Origin of the sequence: Rhodococcus xishaensis (assembly GCF_004011825.1) — a bacterium.
Classification (GTDB): domain Bacteria; phylum Actinomycetota; class Actinomycetes; order Mycobacteriales; family Mycobacteriaceae; genus Prescottella; species Prescottella xishaensis.
In genome coordinates, this window is sequence record NZ_RKLO01000012.1 from 1 (window position 1) to 2,507 (window position 2,507).

General features: G+C 63.7%; 1 protein-coding gene. It reads right to left on the minus strand.

The window, feature by feature from the left end; translation table 11 throughout:
- The coding region (locus EGT50_RS16870; protein WP_127955814.1) for an amino acid adenylation domain-containing protein at positions 1-2,507 on the minus strand (2,507 nt) is incomplete at both ends.

Sequence of the window (2,507 nt, forward strand, 5' to 3'; positions counted from 1 at the left end):
GAACTCCGGATCCGGCAACCCCGACCGATCCAACTTCCCATTCGCCGTCAACGGCAACCCGTCCAACACCACCACCACAGCCGGAACCATGAACTCCGGCAACACATCACCGACGAACCGCCGGACATCGGCCACCTGAACACCGGCACCGGGATCATTGACCCAACCCGCAAGCCCGCTCACCGGTTCACACGGAACGAAGACATCCGTTACCGCCGCCCCGTCCAACCCGGCGCGGACGAACACAACATCGATGTATCCCGCCTCCGACGACCAGGTCGCCACAGCCGTGAACCCCAGCTCACACGCAAGCTCGTGGCAGTCCTCGGGCAGCAACGACCCCGAACGACGCGACCCCGAACCCACACGCACCTCGCAGCCGGCACCGACCTCGCCCGGCGCGGCCGCCGGAACATCCAGCCTCCCCTCACCGAGCGCCTGCGCGACCCGAACCTCGGGCAACAACCCCGCATGCGGAATCCTCGTCACACGCACACATTCGGAATCCGTCTGCCGCAGATACTCTTCCATCGCCGCACGAGAAACGAACTCCACGCGCACCGCCCCGGAAACAGAACGCGCCTCAACCGGCACCTTGCGAAGAACCACCTCATACCGGTACCGAGTCAACTCGTTGACCGAATACCCACGCTTGAGTTGGATATCGACGGCACCGACATCGCCGACCTCGTCGGCCACACCGACGAAGAACTCCGGCGCAACCAACAACTCACGCTCGGCGACCATCTCCCGCCGGACACGATCACGCACACCCGCAACATCGAGACCGTCAGCACGAGCGACCTGAACACCGGTGGTGAACTCCCGCAACAACGACAGATTCCGAACATCACCGATGAACAACGCCCCACCCGGAGCCAACAACGTCATCGCCTGCTCGATCACCTGCAACAAGTACCCCCCACTCGGGAAGTACTGAACAACAGAGTTCAACACGACAGCATCGAAATACCCCGCGGGCAACCCCTCGACATCATCGGCCGCCTGCACACTCAACCGAACCCGATCAACCCACTCGAAAGGCAACCCCGACAGCCGCGCCTGCAAACTCCCGATCGTCTCCCCCGACAAATCAGTGGCCCAATACTCCTCACACCCGGCCGCCAACTGCGACAACAACAACCCCGAACCCACACCGATCTCCAGGATCCGACACGCCCCCAACCCCCGAACACGATCCACCGCCGAGGCACGCCACTCACGCATCTGCCCCAACTCGATCGGATCCCCCGAATAACTACTGTTCCAACCCCCGAAATCCTCACCGAACTCCACACAGGACTGGTCGAGGGAATACACCCCTTCACCGGAATACAGGTCGTCGTACACCCGACGCCACTGACCGACCAACTCCGACTCGACGCCCTCGTCACGACAGACCACACCAGCCGACCGGTCCGGCACCACATACCCGACCAACTGCTCACCACCGGCAACCCCGGGCAACTCCCGCGCGATCACCGCAGCCTGCCCCACCGCCGGATGCGACACCAACGCCGCCTCCACCTCACCGGGCTCGATCCGGAACCCCCGCACCTTCACCTGCTCATCAGCACGCCCCAAGAACTCGAGCACACCCCCGCCGGTCCACCGCACCACATCCCCGGACCGATACATCCGCGCACCCGCACCCCCGAACGGATCGGCCACGAAACGCCCCGCCGTCAAACCAGCCCGACCGGCATACCCACGAGCCACCTGCTCACCGGCGATATACAACTCCCCGCCCACACCCACCGGCACCGGACGCAACCACCCATCCAACACATACACCCGCGTGTTCCCGATCGGGGCACCGATCGGGCTCCCGTGCACTTCGTCCGTCCCGAGTTCCAGCTTCGAAGTATGGACGGTGGTCTCGGTGAGCCCATACATGTTGACCAACAACGGCCTACGCGGGTTGTCACCGGGGTACCAGCCGCGCAAACGGCTCGGGTCGAGCGCCTCACCACCGAATATCACCACGCGCAGAGCAAGGGATTCCCGAACACGGGCAGGACATTGCGACTCGCTCTCTGCGAACTGGTAGAACGCAGACGGTGTCTGGTTCAGGACAGTGACCCCAGTACGAGCAAACAACTCCCACAACTGAATCGGGGAACGACTCAACGACTGCGACACCACAACCAACGTGCCGCCGTGAAGCAACGCACCCCAGATCTCCCAAACCGAGAAGTCGAAAGCCGGTGAATGGAACCATGTCCACACATCATCGGGACCGAACCCACACCACTGATCCGTCCCCCCGAAGAGATTGACGACGTTGTGGTGGCAGACCGCGACACCCTTCGGGCGTCCGGTCGACCCGGAGGTGTAGATCAGATACGCCAGATTCCCCGCACGCAACGGGGCGCGACGTTCGACGTCCCGGACATCGACGTCCCGGACATCGACCGTGTCGGCCCGCGCCTCGTCGTCGACGAACAGATACGACACATCCGCGGCCGGTAGCGTCGACGCCGTCCGCCGATCGGTGACCACCAGCA